This is a genomic window from Nostoc sp. (assembly GCF_036917135.1).
Taxonomy (GTDB): Bacteria; Cyanobacteriota; Cyanobacteriia; order Cyanobacteriales; family Nostocaceae; genus Nostoc.
This window is the reverse complement of record NZ_JBALEA010000010.1, coordinates 220,086-235,447: the sequence shown is the minus strand read 5'-3', so window position 1 is coordinate 235,447 and position 15,362 is coordinate 220,086. Positions and strand designations below refer to the sequence as shown.

The 15,362-nt window shown below is 41.5% G+C and carries 14 protein-coding genes; 5 read left to right on the top strand and 9 right to left on the bottom strand.

Annotated elements, in window-relative coordinates; translation table 11 throughout:
- Nucleotides 1-7 precede the first annotated feature (7 nt).
- The 8 genes from V7K50_RS03175 to V7K50_RS03140 all read right to left on the bottom strand — a co-directional run bounded on the left by V7K50_RS03175 (nt 8) and on the right by V7K50_RS03140 (nt 9,802).
- Nucleotides 8-664 carry a hypothetical protein gene (locus tag V7K50_RS03175; protein WP_334957147.1) on the bottom strand — a complete coding sequence of 219 codons (657 nt, stop codon included), beginning with the start codon at nt 662-664 and terminating at the stop codon, nt 8-10.
- A gap of 155 nt (nt 665-819) precedes the next feature.
- The gene (locus tag V7K50_RS03170; protein WP_334957145.1) at nt 820-5,508 is read right to left on the bottom strand and encodes a response regulator; all 4,689 of its coding nucleotides are present in this window, start codon (nt 5,506-5,508) and stop codon (nt 820-822) included.
- Nucleotides 5,509-5,849: 341 nt separating this feature from the next.
- Complete coding sequence (locus tag V7K50_RS03165; RefSeq protein WP_334957143.1) at nt 5,850-7,244, bottom strand: hypothetical protein; 1,395 nt, start codon at nt 7,242-7,244, stop codon at nt 5,850-5,852.
- A gap of 9 nt (nt 7,245-7,253) precedes the next feature.
- Nucleotides 7,254-7,400, bottom strand: a complete 147-nt coding sequence (locus V7K50_RS03160) for a hypothetical protein (protein WP_334957141.1) — start codon at nt 7,398-7,400, stop codon at nt 7,254-7,256.
- Between the two features lie 124 nt (nt 7,401-7,524).
- Entirely contained in the window at nt 7,525-8,082 is a 558-nt protein-coding gene (locus V7K50_RS03155) for a peroxiredoxin (RefSeq protein ID WP_334957139.1), read from the bottom strand.
- A gap of 57 nt (nt 8,083-8,139) precedes the next feature.
- Entirely contained in the window at nt 8,140-8,382 is a 243-nt protein-coding gene (gene sipA, locus V7K50_RS03150) for a regulatory protein SipA (protein WP_334802912.1), read from the bottom strand.
- 319 nt (nt 8,383-8,701) lie between these two features.
- On the bottom strand, nt 8,702-9,223 hold the full coding sequence (locus V7K50_RS03145) for a Coq4 family protein (RefSeq protein ID WP_334957137.1): 522 nt from the start codon (nt 9,221-9,223) through the stop codon (nt 8,702-8,704).
- A gap of 72 nt (nt 9,224-9,295) precedes the next feature.
- Nucleotides 9,296-9,802: a Spy/CpxP family protein refolding chaperone gene (locus tag V7K50_RS03140; protein WP_334957135.1), complete on the bottom strand. Its 507-nt coding sequence runs from the start codon at nt 9,800-9,802 to the stop codon at nt 9,296-9,298.
- 449 nt (nt 9,803-10,251) lie between these two features.
- Between V7K50_RS03140 and V7K50_RS03135 the strand changes: the two genes are divergently transcribed.
- Nucleotides 10,252-11,517, top strand: coding sequence for a sensor histidine kinase (locus tag V7K50_RS03135; RefSeq protein WP_334957133.1), 1,266 nt, complete (start codon nt 10,252-10,254; stop codon nt 11,515-11,517).
- Nucleotides 11,517-12,179 carry a response regulator transcription factor gene (locus V7K50_RS03130; RefSeq protein WP_334957290.1) on the top strand — a complete coding sequence of 221 codons (663 nt, stop codon included), beginning with the start codon at nt 11,517-11,519 and terminating at the stop codon, nt 12,177-12,179. The genes V7K50_RS03135 and V7K50_RS03130 overlap by 1 nt, the downstream gene beginning before the upstream one ends.
- A 109-nt stretch (nt 12,180-12,288) precedes the next feature.
- Here the strand turns inward: V7K50_RS03130 and V7K50_RS03125 are convergent, their stop codons facing one another.
- Nucleotides 12,289-12,714 carry a nucleoside deaminase gene (locus tag V7K50_RS03125; RefSeq protein ID WP_334957131.1) on the bottom strand — a complete coding sequence of 142 codons (426 nt, stop codon included), beginning with the start codon at nt 12,712-12,714 and terminating at the stop codon, nt 12,289-12,291.
- An 88-nt stretch (nt 12,715-12,802) separates the two neighbouring features.
- Here V7K50_RS03125 and V7K50_RS03120 point away from each other — a divergent pair, with 88 nt between their 5' ends.
- The 3 genes from V7K50_RS03120 (at nt 12,803) to V7K50_RS03110 (ending at nt 15,350) form a co-directional block, all read left to right on the top strand.
- Complete coding sequence (locus tag V7K50_RS03120; protein ID WP_334957129.1) at nt 12,803-13,594, top strand: ion transporter; 792 nt, start codon at nt 12,803-12,805, stop codon at nt 13,592-13,594.
- Nucleotides 13,595-13,675: 81 nt separating this feature from the next.
- Nucleotides 13,676-14,530 (top strand): S-formylglutathione hydrolase, encoded by an 855-nt coding sequence (gene fghA, locus V7K50_RS03115; protein WP_334957127.1) that lies wholly within the window; start codon nt 13,676-13,678, stop codon nt 14,528-14,530.
- Nucleotides 14,531-14,900: 370 nt separating this feature from the next.
- Entirely contained in the window at nt 14,901-15,350 is a 450-nt protein-coding gene (locus V7K50_RS03110; protein WP_334957125.1) for a pyridoxamine 5'-phosphate oxidase family protein, read from the top strand.
- Nucleotides 15,351-15,362 lie beyond the last annotated feature (12 nt).

Sequence of the window (15,362 nt, the reverse complement as noted above, 5' to 3'; positions counted from 1 at the left end):
GCCTTAATTATGAATGTAATTCTGCCGTACTATTGGAGTGAGTTAACACTTTTGACAACTTTGTAGTTTCTAGAAGCGGTACAGCAGTATAGTCGTCACTGCGTTCATCGGCTGCTTGTCGTAATTTAGGAATGAATTCAGTTTCTTTCAGACGCATTCCCAACGCAAACAAAGTTTCAGCCATATCGTCTTTAGAAACCTTAGTGTCTGTTAACTGTGAAAAGCGTCGATCTATTTCTTCTAAAATTAGATCGCGTAATGCCGTCACATCATCTTGTAAGTGGACTTTAGTCTGAAAGATTTCATCTCGAATCGAGGTAGTTTGGGTATCTAATGTCTCATCAAGGGACTGAACGCTGCTAGAGAACTTTTTATTGAGTCTATCAACCTGTTGCCGTAAATCAAGAGTTTCTTCTTGAGTTGCCAGGTTGAGTGATTTCAGCTTTTTATCCAGCGCCTCAAATCCTGCCTTTAGTTCAGCCGAAAAGTTGGACTTGAGTTGATCGACATGCGATCGCATCTGCTGTTGCAGGAGAGATATATCTGACTCCAGCTTGCTAAATCGATTTTCGTACTCTCTTACCTGTGTCCCCAAAATAATATCGCGGATCTGATCGATATTGCCAAGGCGTTCTCGTACATCGTCTTTATTCATCTGACTCATCAGTAAAACCTCGCTTTTCGGGAATCAATTAGGGATAAGAGGTGATGCATTCAACTGATTTTTAGGCTAAAAGTTCTTAGCATAAGATGCAGCTAACTCACCGAACCTGCTTTTAGTACATTAAAGTTATTATTCCCATTTGTTCACAAGTTATATCAGTTCAAAAACTCTTGGATGCGTTTAACAAACTCTTCTAACTCTAAGATTAAGTTACTAGTACCTCGACGCTCTTGCTTATAAGCTACTGCTTCTAGTTTTTCTGCTGCTAGATACATGGTTGTAACTCCCATATTGGCACTAGAACCTTTAATTTGATGGGCTTGGTGCGCTATTTGCTCCAAGTCATTAGCTGCGATCGCTATTTTAAGGGCCTCTAGACGAGGTTGAATATCTTCAACAAATATTTGCAGTAGCTCCAATTCAAATTCTGGGTTATTTTCTGATAGTTCATGCAAGCGTTCCCAATCAATTGGGAGATCAACTGAATCTACATCTATTGGAGAAACTGTCTGCTCCAAAGCTGTTTCTTTTGCCAGAAATATCACACTTGCCCAATGCTCTAGCGTCGCCGCCAATTTTTCTTTCTTTACTGGCTTGCTCACATAGTCGTCCATTCCGGCATCTAGGCACATTTCTTGGTCTTTTTTCATGGCATTAGCTGTCATTGCAATTACCACAGGACGATAACCACTGGCAAAGCGGCTTTCTGGCCAACGATGAATTTCTCTCGTGGTTTCTAAACCGTCGAGAACTGGCATTTGACAATCCATCAGAATTAAATCGTAGGGAATTTTTTCTAATAACTGTAATACTTCTTTCCCATTAGCAGCGACATTAGCACTGTAGCCCAGGCTTTGGAGTTGCTTCAAAGCTACTTTTTGATTCACCAGATTATCTTCAGCTAAGATAATTCTTAATTTATGGGAGTTAGGAGAATGATAGTTATTGTTATTTTCATAATTTTTCAGTTTTAAATCCTGACTTCTGTTAGCGTAGCGGGGCGTAGCCCATTCTGACTTCTGACTTCTAACTCCTGTCTCTTCTTGCTTGTGCGTTCCTAAGACAGTCATGATGGTATCGAGGAGTCGGGATGGTTTAACTGGTTTGACTAAATAAGCCGCAAATCCTATTTTGAGCGCTCGTTGAATTTCATCCCGTTGATTAGTAGAGGTAAGCATAATCAAAGGTAGCCCAGCGATCGCTGAATTTGCCTTAATTTGTTCTCCTAAAGTCATGCCATCTATTTCTGGCATCTGCATATCAATCACCGCAACATCATAGAGATTTTTTTCCTTGGTAGCCTCCTCAATAGCTTTGAGGGCAATAGTAGCGGAAGCAGCCTGATCTACCACCATCCCCCAACGGGTAGCTTGATGATGGATAATTTTGCGATTAGTAGCATTATCATCCACTACTAACAAGCGCCGATTGAGCAAAAGTTGGTAATCGTCTTCTGAAGAAATCGGGTGAAGTTGCTTGGGTAGTGTTACTTCAAACCAAAACTTAGATCCTTTCCCCAACTGACTTTCTACACCCATTTCTCCTCCCATCAAGTTAACCAGTTGCTTGCAAATGGCTAATCCCAAACCTGTGCCGCCATATTTACGGGTGGTGGAAGCATCTACTTGGGTAAATGGCTTAAAGAGTTTGCATTGGTCTTCATGGGTAATGCCAAGACCGGTATCGATGATGGCAAAATAGATAGTGGCTGTTGTCGAAGTTTGCGATCGCAATTCGACCCTTAATACTACCTCTCCATTGCTGGTGAACTTGATCGCATTGCTGATCAGGTTCATCAGAATTTGCCGCAGGCGGCCAGCATCGCCTTGAAGGTGGGTGGGAACGGTGGGATAGATTAATGCTGCAATTTCTAATCCCTTATGATGGCCTGGGGGAGCCAATAAATCCAACACCTCTTCTACACAAGTAGATAGGTCAAAATCTAGAGTTTCTAGGGCCATTTCCCCAGCTTCAAGTTTGGACAGATCCAAAATTTCGTTGATTAGGCTTAAGAGAGCGTCTCCACTAATGCGAATTGTTTCGATAAAATCTCGTTGCTCCGAGTTGAGGGGAGTTTCTAACATTAAGCCTGTCATCCCCAACACAGCATTCATCGGAGTCCGAATTTCATGGCTCATGTTGGCCAAAAAGGCACTTTTGGTTTGAGAAGCTAATTCAGCTTGCTGACGGGCAATTTCGAGTTCTCGTCGCTGTTGAGTTTCTGCGTTTAACATTTGGGCTTGGGCTAAGGCAATACCTACTTGGTCAGCTATTTGCCGTAACAGATGAGTTTCAAAGCTAGACCATTGGCGGCAAGTGCCACATTGATGGACAATCAGTAAACCGGAGAGTTCTTCTTTAACAAGAATGGGTATGACCAAATTGCACTGGACTCCAAATTCTTGGAGTAATTCAATATGGTTTTTTTGGACTTCAGCGATATCCAATTCTGCCATCCCCATATTCGGTTTTTGACGGTACTGCTGTAGATAGTACTGCTGGATGTATTCTGCTTGAAAGTAAGCATCGGCAAGCTTTTTCTCTTTGATTGCCAGCCAGCCAGAAACTACTGCCTCAACGATGTTGGCTCCAGAACTATCTGCCAAAGGTTGATAAATCAAAACTCGATCGCTATGGAGGATTTTTTGTACCTCGGTGACAGTGATTTGGAGAATTTCTTTGATTTGCAAAGACTGACGAATCTTGAGGGTGATTTCAGTAAATAGTTGCGATCGCAAATGTTGGCGTTGGAGTTCTTCTTCTGCCTGTTTGCGCTCAATAAACTGCCCTACTTGCTCACCAATAGAATTCATCACTTTTGCCAAATCTGGGTCAGGTTGCTGAATTTCATGGCTAAAACAGGTAATGACACCGAGAATTTTTTTACCACTACGGATCGGAAAACCGAAAGCTCCGTGCAGTTCTGCTTGGGCAGCGATTTGAGAGCGGATGAAACTCTGATCTTTAACGACATCAGCGATCCAAACCGGTTCAACAGTAGCCCAGACACGACCAGGCAGCCCAATTCCTGGTGCAAAGGTGATCTGCCGACTGAGGATGTCAAATTCTTCCATCTCTAAGGAGATTTTATACCATATATTTAATAATCTCAGTAGATATTCTCGCTGATCTACTATCCAAAATTCACTTAAATCCCATCCCAAACTTTCGCAGATTCCTTGCAGAATTTGGGGCATGGCTTCGTTAATTGTAGTAGACTCTGCTAAGACGCGGGTTGTAGCATACTCTGCTTTGAGATGTTGTTCAGTTCGTTGGCGTAAGCGCAGTTCCTCGAAGGCATCGCTGATATCGATACCTGTGGCAACAATGTATTCAACGTCGCCCTCATGGTCTCGTAAGGTAGTGTTAGACCAAGAAATGAGCCGCCGACTGCTATCCTTAGTTACCCAATAGTTTTCGTATTTGCTAGGGCTTTCACCAGTTCGTAACTCCTCAAAAACTGCTTTAACCGGTTCTATCTCTTCGGGAACTAGAAACAGGTTCCAGAAATGCCTTCCTTTCACCTCATCAAATGAGTAACCAGTGGTTTGTTCACAAGCTTGATTGAAGCGAACGATTTGCCCTTTAGGGTCAATCACTATTACCAAAGCGCTGGTTGTATCAAGGACTGCTGAGATAAAGTTGCGTTCTTGGTTCAGTGTTTCCTCTGTTAATTTCCGTTCTTTCCCCTCTCGATAAATAAAGTAGTAGACTATAGCCAAAATCAGAAAACTTAGGCAAATAGCGATGGCCTGCGTCAAAATCGTATTCCCGGCACTGGTTTTTGTGATTTTTAACTGCTGCTGAAGCTCCTTCCTCTCTTTGTTTTCCATCTCACGAATGATATTGCGGATATCACTCATTAAGTTATTTCCCTGATTTGTATTTATGACCTCCAATGCAGCATCTAAGCCGATATTCTGGCGCAAGTCGATAGTCTTTTTCAGTTCGTCCAGTTTGACTGCAATCAGGGGTTCAAGGGTGTTGAGTTGATTCAGTTGCTGAGGATCATCTGCTGTTAATTCTCTTAGCTGCTTAATTTCTGGAGCAAGTTTGGCAAGTGCTGTCTGATATGGTTTTAGGTACGCATCTTGTTTCGTGAGTAGATAACCGCGTTGTCCCGTTTCCGCATCCTTGATGTTAGATAACAGTTCTTGCAATCTGTTGATTGCAACTTGGGTGTTGAGCAAATTTTTATTAGTATTAATCAACACTCCCGTACTCTGATATGAGAGTATGCCAATCAGGACTAAAATTGCCAACGCCAACCCAAACCCGGCGGCAACCTTTTTTAAAAATTGTTTGCTTGCCTTCTGTGCCTGTTTGCGTGTATCACTCGCCAATACCAAACTTGCTAAACTGCGCCGGATTTCTAGTTGCTTGATTACCTGGCGACCGAGAATTCGTAATGCTTCAAGTTGTTCTGGAGAAAGTTTTCTTGGTACATTGTCAATTACACAAAGTGTTCCGAGTGCATATCCTTCAGGGTTAGTCAGGGGTACACCAGCATAAAACCGAACATTTGGATCAGAGGTGACAAGGGGGTTTGTGGCAAACCTTTCATCTTCAGTGGCATCAGGCACAACAAAAATTTCAGGTTGCATAATCGCATGGGCGCAGAAAGCCACATTTCGGGGTGTTTCTAAGGCATCAACACCAACCTTTGACTTGAACCACTGGCGATCGCTATCAACTAAACTGATTAAGGCAATGGGAGTTTCACAAATATATGAGGCTAAACGGGTAAGGTCGTCAAAGGCCGCTTCCGTTGGAGTATCGAGGATCTTATACTGCAAAAGAGATTCGATTCGCTGTGTTTCGTTATCAGGTAATGGTGCTTTCATTGTTGAGCCTTATACCATTTGGGATTTTAGATTTTAGATTTTGGATTATTTATCGTAAATTAAAGGGTTTAAGAACCTGCAATCTATATGTAGCAACCATTTCAGTCCTTCTCTACGAGAGGCTGCGCCAACGGCTACGCTCAGGAAGCATCGGGGTTTAAATCCCCCGGAGTTGCTCCTCTACAGCGCTTCTCTTCGAGACGCTTTGCGAACGCGCATCCTACGGCGGGGGAGACCCCAAGACCACACTCCACAAGTCTGAAATGTCTTTAATTTTGAATTTTGAATTTTGAATTTTGAATTTTGAATTGTTAAGGGGTTTGCCTCCTGCCTCCTGCCTCCTAAAATTTGACCCGCAACTGTCCTGTCAAGGAATTACTACCGTTGGCACTTCCCCCAGGATCTTGACTGCGGACATTACTAAAGCTATAACCCAAGTCTGCTTCTAAATTGGGCGAAAACTTTACCGTACACAGCGTTTGATAGGTATTAGCGTTGTCAAATACTCCTTTAAGTCGCTGTCGTCCTAAGTTGGCAGCGAGGCGACAGCGTAAGAAATTAGCAATATCTCCCTCCCAAGCCACCTCACCGTTGTAAAGTAGGAAGTCTGGTGGAGAAAAATAACCACTTGTACGTTCTAAATCGCGATCGTAACTTAAAGTGAATAAGTTACCTGCCAAAGAAAATTGTCCGAACTTGCGCTCTAACCGACTAAAAGACTGCACCTCGGAATTGCCATCGTTGTAGTTACCCAAACGCAATGATGAAAACAAGGTGGTGTCACGGTCAATCTGCCAGTATAAATCAGGCCCAAATCGCCAAGCAGTAATTTGATTGTCTAAAGTTCGGATATTGGATTTATAAGGTCCTTGTTCTAAATTACCTGATAGTACTACTAGCGATCGCAATTGACCTGATGACGAAACTTGCGGCGGCGAAATAGTAGCCTCCACCTTAGCATTGAGATTGATCGCTGTGGGTAAGCGATTGAACACATCGACTCCAACTGCTGTTTGCAGAGTCACTTCCCCAATTTTTCCTTGCCATCCAACTTGCAAAGGAAAATTGCTAATTGATTCAACACCCCGTTGCTCAAAGAGGTTAAAACCTGTCTTGAAAAATATTTTATTGCCATTACTCAATCGAAACTGAATCGTTGAGTCGAGGAAGAAATTAGTTTGGCCAAAGCTGTCTGAATCATAATGATAGTCTGTATCAATACTTTCTAAAACTGCATCCGGGGTTGCTGGTTTGGTGGAAGTTTTTGGTGGGCTACTTGACAAAACTGCATCTGGCTTGACTGGTTCGCTGGAAGCTTTTGGTGGGCTGGGATTCTGCGGTGGTTCAGGTAACACTGTCCGTAATCGCAGATCCGGATTGAAGTTTTCGGGTGCCGCCATTAAAATAGGTTTTGGCTGAAATCGATAGGGGGGCGGCATCGAAAGTTTTAAATGATCGAAGTTAACTTCGCCCTTTTTTGCTCTGGTGTCCGCTCTGACTTCTCTATGAGTTCCAAGTTTTGAGTATTGCTCTGCTGACTCAGGATTTACTCTGGTGACTTGCTCAGTTAATTCTGAACTTGATTTCCATTGGGCAGCTTGTAACTTAGCTTCTGATAATATCCAAATACCTGTGCTACAGATTACTCCCAATTGAATCTGTAGGCATCCCAAAATCAACTCAGTATACAAACTAGATCGAGAAACAAAAAAATAACGTCTAAAACTATCTGCCATCGGTTAATACTATAGTTGTAGATGCAAAATTTGCTGCCAAAAAGGTTCCTGGCTGCTAGCTGATGTATTCGGCTTGGGATTATGATGCCCAGAATAGATGCTTGTTAAGACATCGGAAAGAAAAAAGATGTCCCAATCTTGTGGGGTGGGCAACATCAGCACCTTAGCTTAGGGGCGCTGATGTTGCCCATCCCAAAGAAGTAGTTGAGTATTTTTTATTTGTCAGTCCCTTATTGTTAGCCGAAGCCAGGGAGACAAATCCCTAACTTCGGCTAATTGTCTAAGAAGCGCCGGACTGTAATTTTTCTAATCGTGCCAGCACTTCTGAACTGTGAACCGTTGGATTGACTTTGACAAAAGTCTCGCGCAAAACGCCCTGTGGATCGATGATAAAACTATGACGCATAGATAAAAAGCCTAGCCACGAACCATAAGCTTTACTCACTGAACCATCAGTGTCAGCCAACAGGGGAAATTTTAGTCCCTCTGAATCACAAAATTTGGCGTGGGAATCAATATCATCAGCACTTACGCCAATAATCTGAGCATTTTTTTTCAGGTATTGAGATAAGTCTTGCTGAAAACGACGAGCCTCTATAGTACAACCAGAGGTGAAGTCTTTAGGATAAAAGTACAGGACTAGCCATTTACCGCGCAAGTCAGAGAGGGAAATTTTGCCTTCACCTGTGTTAGTTGGCAAAGTAAACTCTGGTGCGGGTTGATTAATTGCAGGAAGTTTACCACCAAGAGCATCAGCAGCAGGGGTAAAATTCAGCCAGCTGATGACAGAAATACAGCTGGCAAATAATATGCTTAAAAAAGTGCGGCGGGAAATCATGGTGCAAACCAGAATCACAACTTTACACAAGTTTACAATTCTTGGTTGCGATCAATCTTACTCTAAGTGAGATTCTGGAGGGGTATCTGTGCTTTCGATGTATTGACTATCTAGGAGAAAGGCTCCCCTAGTAAAGCGAATACCCCAATATCCACCGGGTCTGCGGTCAATAACTATACCCTCTTCGCCAACCTGAATTACATTGGGGGGGCGTAGCATGGGCATAGGTTCAGCAGTTTTGACGTAGGCTGGTAGTGCCACAACGCGGACTTTACTACCAATTGCGAATTCTTTAGACATCTTAATCAAGCTAGGAGTTTTGATTAACTCATAACTCATAACCATCTTGAAAGTCTAGTGACACACTCCACACACTGACAGGCGTACAGGTACAGTGTGGGCTTCTCAACCAATCCGGCTATTGCTTATTCAAAGAGGCTCTGCCTCTGATCAAGTCACTGGAGGCGGAGCCTCCCAGAATGGGTTCCCAGCATGGAGGCTGAGAACCAGTGAGGACAAGCGTTATATCTTAATTTAGTGCTATTCGGGTATGGGATAAATATGGGAAAGGGAAAGGGGATGAAGTTTTCCCCTTTCCGCATCTTCTGCAAGAAGTCTATTAATTTTTAATAATGGAAAATAATCCCTGGACATCAGTCAAGTGTAAGTGCCAGAGCAATTCTGGTTGCCAAGTATCTGGATCAAGGTGGGAGTGACAACCACGTTGATATGCTTGCCATAGTCTATCCCAGGTAAATTCTTGTCGAGAATTTAAGTCTCTATGGATGACTCGCAACAGTCCTAGCCCCAGCATCAAGTTAGTTATGCTAAATTTGGTTCCTAATAAAAATGCCTGGACTTCGGCTTCACCAATGAAGTCTGTGCCATAACCTGTGATGACATGAACCCCGTCATGGAGTTGTTTCCTGCGGCTACCTGTAGTGAAGGGTTTGAAATTGTGTTCATTGAGGAAGTCTGCCCAAGTTTTGCCAAAAGTGCCAGTAGGGAGAAAACATAATCTCTGTATTTCCACAATCTGGGGAACATCTCGCCCCTGTGCTTGGGCGAAGCGATCGAGTAAATCTAAAACCTGTTGCAGATGAGGAGCGGGATTTGGGTAAGCAGTGAGCGGTTGCATCATAATTTATCTTGGGATGAGATGGGCAGCATTGCCCACCTCAGACTTATGAAGTATTTTTTCAAAGATTGGGGATTATCCGGGATTTCTTTGTTGATGATTTTGACGGAATTGCTCTAGTTTTTGGCGCTGTTCGGGGGTGAAGACTGCTTGAATCTGTTGTTTTTCAGACTCGTGGATTTGTTTGATTTCGGTTTTCTGTGCTTCACTCAGATTTAAGTCAGCAAAATCACCTTTTCCGCGACCATGATGCTGTCCTGGTTGACCTTGACCTGTTTGGCCTTGAGCCTTACGCGCTTGCCACTCAGCCCGACGCGCTTGTTTAGCCGCCTCTAATTTTGCCTTTTGTTCTGGGGTAAAAACTGCCTCGATTTTGGTGCGGCTATCGCGGCGAATTGCCTGAATTTGGGTTTTTTGGGCATCTGTTAGACCCAATTCTTTCCAAGGGCCTCTTTCTTGATGTGGAGTTTGTGCAAGTAGCACGGGTGAAGGAGAGGCTGTTTGGGCGTGAACAGCAAAGGAGGTTGCAGTTAAAGTTAGAGCGATCACTCCAGCAACTAGCGATAATACTTTGAGTTTCATTACTTATCTCGTGGGTTTTTCCTGGTTGGATGCCACTATCATAAGAACTTATCTTCAATAGTTACATGAGGAGAAAGTCATGGTTCTACCCATGACTTTAGTCATGATTGACAATAAATAGTTAGGAGTGGGAAGTTAAGAGTTAGGAGTTTGCAGAGACGCGATTAATCGCGTCTGTAAGTTAGGAGTTAGGAGTTAGGAGTTAGGAGTTAGGAATTAACAGTTAATAGTTAGAAGTTAACAGTTAATAGTTAGGAATGATTAAGATTTCTATTATGATTAATTTATATAGTAATCCTATCTGACTTGCGAGAATTGTTTGGTTTTGATATCCTGTATTTCCTTTTAATTTCTCACTCAGCGAAAAGTTTAAACCCCAGAATGTGACGCTCAAATTTTATTCCCAACTCCCAACTTCCAAATCATTCATAACTGGAGCGAAGCCATTGATGAGTCGTCCAATTCAAATTAAGAAACATCCTTTTCCGTCTCTCCTTTATCTGGAGTGGACACTACTAGCTATCACTGCATTGACGGCAGTTATACCACCTCCGTTACGGCATTTTCATCCTAAGCCTCCAGAACTATCAATTTGTGGTGTATTTCCAGACTTTTCAGCTTGTAGCATATTGCCAGAACTATCAATTTATAGTCTGATTATTTTTGCGGTAATGGGCTTAAGATTACCGAGAAATAACCAGGTAAATAAGGTAATATACACAGCTATTGAAATTTTATTAATTTTAATAATTGGACTTTTTGGGGAAAGATTTGCTCGGCTTTTTCCCTTTCTCTACATAATTTTAGTGACTCGAAGTTGTCTGATTTTTCATTTAAATGGGCGTTTATTCGTTACAAGTTTGTCATTTGCCTTATTTTTAGTTACTACACAACTAAAATATCAGTTATTCAATTTTCAAGCATCGGCACAAGCACAAGAGCGATATCGATTTTTGATTTTGAATTCGTCGCTGGTATTTGGCTTAAGTTTGGTTTTTGTGTTGTTGATGATGAATGCAGTATTATCTGAACGGCATAGTCGAGAAAAGCTAGCGATCGCTAATGAAAAACTCCGCCAATATGCCCTGCAAATTGAAAATCAAGCTACTTTGGAAGAACGTAACCGCATTGCTCGTGAAATTCATGATTCATTAGGACACTCTCTGACTGCTTTAAATTTACAATTAGAAACTGCTTTAAAACTATGGCAATCTAACCCAGGTAAGGCTGAAACGTTTCTAGCAACAGCTAAAGAATTAGGCTCAAAAGCCCTAAAAGATGTCCGTCAATCTGTTTCTACTATGCGTTCTAATCCCTTACAAGAACAGTCTTTAGAACGGGCGATCGCTAGTCTTTCAGAAGATTTTCATCGCTCAAATGGTATTTTACCAATTTATCAAATTAACATTGAATATCCTCTGCCACCTGAAATCAATACCGCTATTTACCGCATTACTCAAGAATCATTGACTAATATATCTAAATATGCGTATGCAACAGAGGTTAAACTAGAACTCACGACGACAAGAGGAAATTTAAGATTGATAATTCAGGATAATGGTAGAGGTTTTAATTTAGGACAAAATACTACCGGTTTTGGACTTCATAGTATGCGCGATCGCACTTTAGCACTGGGCGGTGAATTTAATATTGATAGCGCTCTTAGTTCTGGTTGCAAAATTACAGTTAATATTCCCTTAACAAGGTTGAGATGATGATTAAAGTGTTGCTGGTAGATGACCAAGGTTTAATTCGTCAAGGATTAAGAGCGTTATTAGAACTAGAACCAGATATAGAGATAGTAGGAGAAGCAGAAAATGGGGAACAGGCGATTAATTTGGTTGCGGAATTTCAGCCAGATGTGGTATTACTAGATATTAGAATGCCCATTATGGATGGAGTTGCAGCCACACGAGAAATTCAAAAACATTTTCCCAAAACTAAGATTTTAGTACTGACGACTTTTGATGATGATGAATATGTGTCAGCAGCATTAAAAAATGGAGCAATGGGTTATTTATTGAAGGATACACCTTCAGAAGAATTAGCTGTTGCTATTCGTGCCGTTCAGAAAGGATATACTCAACTCGGCCCAGGTATAGTTAAAAAATTGTTGACTCAGTTTTCTCGTGTTGCAACAACTCAGTCACAGCCTGTACCATCTAGTTTAGCCGAACTTACTCCTAGAGAAAAAGAGGTTTTGCGGTTAATTGCTACAGGTGCCAGTAACCGAGAAATTGCTCAGGGACTTTACATTTCTGAGGGGACGGTAAAAAATCATGTTACGAATATTTTAAACAGGTTAAATTTGCGCGATCGCACTCAAGCTGCAATTTGGGCAAATACATATTTATCTTATTTGAATGAGCCAAGTTAAATAATTCGTAATTGGTAATTTTAATCTTTATAGCAATCCTATTTAACTTGTGATAATTGCAACCAGCAGATCCCCGACTTATTCAATAAGTTGGGGAGCTAAATCTAGCTTATTTAAATAACTCCAAACATTCATTTTTTAAAACGCCTTTGGTGACTTTTATATTTCTAAATGACTTAGCTATCACCTCTTCGCAAGATATATTAATTTGTGATTGATTTGCACTTATTAAATCTTCAATTGAAGCACCGTATACAATTTCTGATAAACCACTCCAAACACAAGCAGTTGCACACATCGGACAAGGTTCGCCAGTTGTATATATGCTATAACCTTCTAAAGAGGGGTTTTGAAGTTTAGCTGTTAAACTACGAATAACGTTGATTTCCGCATGGGCTGATGGATCATTATCCCTCCTCACGGTATTATGAGCTACGGCAACGATTTCGTTATCTTTAACAATCACTGCACCGTAAGGCGAATCGCCTTCTTTTGCTTGGGCTAACGCTAAACGCATAAAATCTTCTGGGTTCATATAAGCTGGGGTTAACATCAGGATAATGGTTAATAATATCGTATTTCTAATGCTATAACTTGGAATTAAGATGTATTAATGGTCGAATATGTTACTGAGCAGACAAGAAACAGAATTTTACTTAAAAGACCTGGAAACACCAATAGGTAAAGCGATTAATTTAACACTTGCCTTTTTGGTGCTAATATCATCAGGAATATTTGTAGCAGAAACATATAATATTCCTGATTATACGCGGTTTCAGTTGAATGTCGCGGATACTGCGATCGTTATCATCTTTGCGGTGGAATACTCACTGCGTTTGTGGAGTGCGGAAAACAAAATTAAGTATATTTTTAGCTTCTATTCAATTATTGATTTAATGGCGATTTTACCATTTTTTCTAGGAATGGTGGATATTAGTTTTATCCGCCTACTCCGATGGTTTCGGATTTTGCGATTAATCAGATTTATAGATAGAAAATTTTTATTCGCCAGTGTCAGTACCGAAGATGGGATGATTTTTGCGCGAATTTTATTTACATTATTTGCAATTGTTTTTATTTACTCTGGCTTAATTTATCAAGTCGAACATCCGGTTAATGCTGAAAATTACGGTACATTTTTGGATGCCTTTTATTTCTCTGTTGTCACAATGACAACTGTTGGATTTGGCGATGTTATTCCAATTTCTGAATTAGGGCGCTTGCTAACAGTATTGATGATTTTCACAGGAATTGCACTGATTCCTTGGCAAGTGGGAGATTTAATTAAGCGAGTTGTGAAAACTGCTAATCAGGTAGAAATAGTTTGTTCAGGTTGTGGTTTGGCTTTCCATGATGTAGATGCTGGGTTTTGTAAAAGGTGCGGGACTAAGTTACCTAGTCGCAGGGTTGATTGAGATGCGATCGCAATCTGCATAATACACTTCACGCTAAAATAATCTTTCTCCGGCGATCGCTCAGGCAAGACAATACAACCAATGGCTAACCTTAACCTCCTTTCAGAATATAAAAGCTTTGGTGGCAAACTCGGCTTTTACAGTCATCACTCCTCTACCTGTAACGCCAAAATGCGCTTTGCTGTCTATCAACCACCACAAGCAACTCAAAAACCTGTGCCGATTCTCTATTTTCTCTCTGGATTAAGTTGCACCGAAGAGAATTTTATGGTAAAGGCGGGAGGAGTGCAGCGCTTGGCGGCTGAGTACGGTTTGATATTGGTTGCACCAGATACGAGTCCGCGCAATACTGGCATTGCAGGTGAGGATGATGACTGGGACTTTGGCACAGGTGCGGGCTTTTATGTTGATGCGACAGAGGAACCGTGGTGTCAACACTACCAAATGTATAGTTATGTCGTCCAGGAATTACCTGCTTTAATTACCGCAAACTTTCCTACGCAACCTGAAAAACAAGGTATTTTCGGTCATTCAATGGGGGGACATGGGGCGCTTGTCTGTGCAATGAGAAACCCAGAACTGTACAAATCAGTATCAGCTTTTGCACCTATGACTGCACCGATGGGTTGTCCTTGGGGTCAAAAGGCTTTCAGTGGTTATCTTGGCAGCAATCAAGAAAGTTGGCGTGCTTATGATGCTAGTGAATTAGTTAAAAAAGTAGGATATCACAGTTCGATTCTCATTGACCAAGGGACTGCTGATAAGTTTTTAGCTGAACAATTACTGCCAAAGGTGTTTGAGCAAGCTTGTGCAGATGTTAACCAGCCGCTAAACTTGCGTTACCAAGAAGGCTATGATCACAGTTATTATTTTATCGCTAGTTTTATTGAAGATCATATCCGCCACCATGCGATCGCTTTATTACAGCAGTTTTGATTTTAGATTTCTATCGGACTCCTATTTGATACTTGAAGAAGCGTCGTTTATATTTATACTTATGCCTGCCTACGTCTGCTATTTTCTTAATTTTTATATTGTAATTAAACAAATAACCCCCGAAATCAAACAGTACCCTGTGATGCTGTAGGAAAATCAATCAGATAAAACTTCAAATGATACATACAAATACCTGGGTAGGGGCACAGCAATCTTCCCTAGGAGAAATCTATATGTATCAAGGTTTGTGTGAAATAGTATGAGCGATCGCTCACCCGATTTTGGGTGATATCCCTAGATATGGTGATCTCAGTTTTGATCAACAATACATTTGCAACTCATTAATCAATTAAATCTCAGGAGAATGACTATGTTAGATATCGATGAAATGGGCACAAAAGAGATACATGAAATCTTGCAGAAAGTAGGATATGGCCACTTAGGTTGTGCTATCGAAGGACATCCCTATGTTGTGCCTATGCGCTATTATTTCGACGAGCCAAACATCTACATCTTCACCACCGTTGGGATGAAGACCAAGTATATGGATGCGAATCCACAAGTCTGTTTGCAAGTTGAAGAAGTTCACGATCTCAAGCATTGGCGTAGCGTTACTGTGACAGGTATTGCCGAACACATCACAGTGCAACAAGACATCGATCGCGTGATGCAATTTGTCAAAACAGAAAATCCAACGCTTTCGCCCGCTATTAATCGCACCTGGATTGATTCCTGGGGTCGTGCGGAGGTGATGGCGCTCTACTGTATCCATCCCAGTGAGATGAGCGGACGAACCACTGATGGAATCAGCAGTAGGTAAGAACCAAAATAC

Excerpts from the sequence above, each read along its gene's own strand:
- V7K50_RS03175 (WP_334957147.1), bottom strand. The coding sequence starts at position 664 with ATGAGTCAGATGAATAAAGACGATGTACGAGAACGCCTTGGCAATATC.
- V7K50_RS03170 (WP_334957145.1), bottom strand. The coding sequence starts at position 5,508 with ATGAAAGCACCATTACCTGATAACGAAACACAGCGAATCGAATCTCTT.
- V7K50_RS03165 (WP_334957143.1), bottom strand. The coding sequence starts at position 7,244 with ATGGCAGATAGTTTTAGACGTTATTTTTTTGTTTCTCGATCTAGTTTG.
- V7K50_RS03160 (WP_334957141.1), bottom strand. The coding sequence starts at position 7,400 with ATGTTGCCCACCCCACAAGATTGGGACATCTTTTTTCTTTCCGATGTC.
- V7K50_RS03155 (WP_334957139.1), bottom strand. The coding sequence starts at position 8,082 with ATGATTTCCCGCCGCACTTTTTTAAGCATATTATTTGCCAGCTGTATT.
- sipA (WP_334802912.1), bottom strand. The coding sequence starts at position 8,382 with ATGTCTAAAGAATTCGCAATTGGTAGTAAAGTCCGCGTTGTGGCACTA.
- V7K50_RS03145 (WP_334957137.1), bottom strand. The coding sequence starts at position 9,223 with ATGATGCAACCGCTCACTGCTTACCCAAATCCCGCTCCTCATCTGCAA.
- V7K50_RS03140 (WP_334957135.1), bottom strand. The coding sequence starts at position 9,802 with ATGAAACTCAAAGTATTATCGCTAGTTGCTGGAGTGATCGCTCTAACT.
- V7K50_RS03135 (WP_334957133.1), top strand. The coding sequence starts at position 10,252 with ATGAGTCGTCCAATTCAAATTAAGAAACATCCTTTTCCGTCTCTCCTT.
- V7K50_RS03130 (WP_334957290.1), top strand. The coding sequence starts at position 11,517 with ATGATTAAAGTGTTGCTGGTAGATGACCAAGGTTTAATTCGTCAAGGA.
- V7K50_RS03125 (WP_334957131.1), bottom strand. The coding sequence starts at position 12,714 with ATGAACCCAGAAGATTTTATGCGTTTAGCGTTAGCCCAAGCAAAAGAA.
- V7K50_RS03120 (WP_334957129.1), top strand. The coding sequence starts at position 12,803 with ATGTTACTGAGCAGACAAGAAACAGAATTTTACTTAAAAGACCTGGAA.
- fghA (WP_334957127.1), top strand. The coding sequence starts at position 13,676 with ATGGCTAACCTTAACCTCCTTTCAGAATATAAAAGCTTTGGTGGCAAA.
- V7K50_RS03110 (WP_334957125.1), top strand. The coding sequence starts at position 14,901 with ATGTTAGATATCGATGAAATGGGCACAAAAGAGATACATGAAATCTTG.